Genomic DNA, 2,437 nt, shown 5'->3' on the forward strand with positions numbered 1-2,437 from the left:
GTAAACGCTAAAATAAAAGTTGACCACTTTAGGGCATTTCGCTCAACAAAAAGTTGACCACCCTTAACACCAAACCCTTATCATTAAGTTTGTCGAGGACTTATGATTTGGGAGGAAAAAAGGATGTTAAAGATGGCTAATATAGAGCTTATCAGAAAGTTGCATTTTAAAGAAGGTCGATCTATTCGACAAATTGCAAAAGACCTTAGAATAGCAAGGCAAACGATTAGAAAAGCTTTAAACACGAATGAAATTCCAACCTACAAAAGAACAAAAACTACATCTAGCCCGATTATTGATCCAGTAAAACCAACGATTATTAATTGGTTAATACAAGATGAAATGGCCCCTCAAAAACAGCGTCACAGTGCTGCTCAAATCCACAGACGCTTAGTAGAAGAATATGGCTTTAAAGGTGGGGAATCCACTGTACGCCGATTCGTACGCGAATATAAACTGCAGCAAAACAAGACCTCTAACTCCTCTATTCCGTTGGAATTTGATCCTGGTGAATTCGCACAGTTTGACTGGGGTGAAGTCACCGTTATCTTAAGTGGCGTTTCCACTAAAGTGATGCTTTTCTGTATGAGGCTTCTGTATAGTCGAAAGATTTTTGTAAAGGTGTTTCCGCATCAAAGGCAAGAAGCATTGTTTCAAGGTCACGCTGACGCCTTTGATTACTTCGAAGGTGTTCCGAAAGTTATTATCTATGACAATATGAAAACGGCGGTGAAGAAGGTATTAGAAGGAACAAAGCGTGAAGAGCAAGAAGCATTTATTCAATTTCGCTCTCACTATCTTTTTGATGCTCAGTTCTGTGCTCCTGCTAAAGGTAATGAGAAAGGTCAAGTCGAAAAACTCGTACAAATAGCACGATCACAATTCTTAGTTCCTGTACCACAAATAAGTGATTTAAAAGAATTGAATGATTACTTGGAAGAAAAATGTGATCGCTATGAAGGGACATACGTCCCTAGAACCAAAGAAACTGTGGGGGAACGTTTCATACAAGAAAAAGAGCTTCTCTTGCCTGTTTTGAGTACCCATCCATGTGCAAGAAAGATAAAGGCGAGTGTGAACAGCTTATCGCTAGTAACATTTGAAACCAATTTTTATTCAGTCCCTACTCGATATGCAGGGCATAAAGAGGTCCAGATCTATGCCTACGTTCAACAAATAGAAGTTGTCATAAACGGAGAATGTATAGCTAGCCATGAACGATCTTACAACAAACAAGAAGAAGTATTCAATGTTGATCATTATCTTGATGAACTGGAGAGGAAGCCTCGATCTATACAACATGCGAGGCCATTAAGAAAAGCCGTACTTCCGTCCATCTACCAGGAATTCCACCAAAAAACTCTAGCTACATTTGGTCATGGAAAAGAGTTTATAAAAGTTTTAAAGCTTCATCGAGAGTTTTCTATAGAAACAGTAGAGAAAGCAGTAGGAAACTGTATCCTTGAAAAACTGTATACGGCTGATAGTGTAAAGCATTTTTTATACATCATGACACAACCAACTACTATGAAACCTGCTCCTCTACACTATGAATTAAATCAATCGATTAAGGTGGAACCCCCATCCTTTCAAGCTTACGACAAATTATTAGAGAAAGGTAGGTATGTTCATTGAGCAATATGCACCGTTATCAAATGGATGATTATCTAAAGAGGCTTCGGTTACCCAGTATTCGTTCGCAGTTAAATGTATATTTACGTGAAGCAAATGAACAACAAATCACATATGAGGAATTTTTGTATCACTTATTATCAGTTGAAATTGCAGACAGGGAGGTGAAAAAGAAAGCTTCCGCAAGGAAGAAAGCACAATTTCCTGTAGAAAAAGACCTACGGTCGTTTCAATTTGAAGAGTCTCCTTTTATACCAAAAAGAAGAATGTTAGATATCATTCAAGGTGATTATATTCAACAGAAACGAAATGTAATTTTTATAGGAAACTCTGGAACTGGAAAAACGCACTTGTCCATTGCGTTAGGTGAAGAAGCAATAGAGCAAGGATATAAAGTAAAGTTCTATACAGCTGCACGTTTATCTAATGAATTAATGGAAGCACAAGATGAGAAAAGACTTCTTCAATTAGAAAAACAATGGCTCTCAACAGATGTCGTTATTCTAGATGAACTTGGCTATATTCCTTATCATCAACGGGCTGCGGAGTTATTATTTCAATTTATATCTACCCGCTATGAAAGAGGAAGTTTAATCATTACCAGTAACCGCGAGTTTGGAGAATGGGTAGAAGTTTTTCATGATGAGCAGATGACCGCTGCCTTGTTAGATCGAGTGACTCACAAGGCTCACATTATACCAATGAATGGTCCAAGCTTTCGCCTGAAAGAGAGCTATTCGAAATAACAAGAGGGTGGTCAACTTTTACATGAGCGATATGGTCAACTTTTTGGTTGACGATTACA

2 protein-coding genes are annotated in these 2,437 nt (G+C 38.0%); both read left to right on the plus strand.

Annotated elements, in window-relative coordinates; all coding sequences use genetic code 11:
• The first annotated feature begins 123 nt into the window (after positions 1-123).
• Entirely contained in the window at positions 124-1,635 is a 1,512-nt protein-coding gene (istA, locus tag JCM9157_RS22860) for an IS21 family transposase (protein WP_035668789.1), read from the plus strand.
• A 5-nt stretch (positions 1,636-1,640) separates the two neighbouring features.
• Entirely contained in the window at positions 1,641-2,378 is a 738-nt protein-coding gene (gene istB, locus JCM9157_RS22865; protein ID WP_035668791.1) for an IS21-like element helper ATPase IstB, read from the plus strand.
• Positions 2,379-2,437 lie beyond the last annotated feature (59 nt).

Origin of the sequence: Halalkalibacter akibai JCM 9157, from assembly GCF_000513135.1 — a bacterium.
Lineage (GTDB): Bacteria > Bacillota > Bacilli > Bacillales > Bacillaceae_D > Halalkalibacter > Halalkalibacter akibai.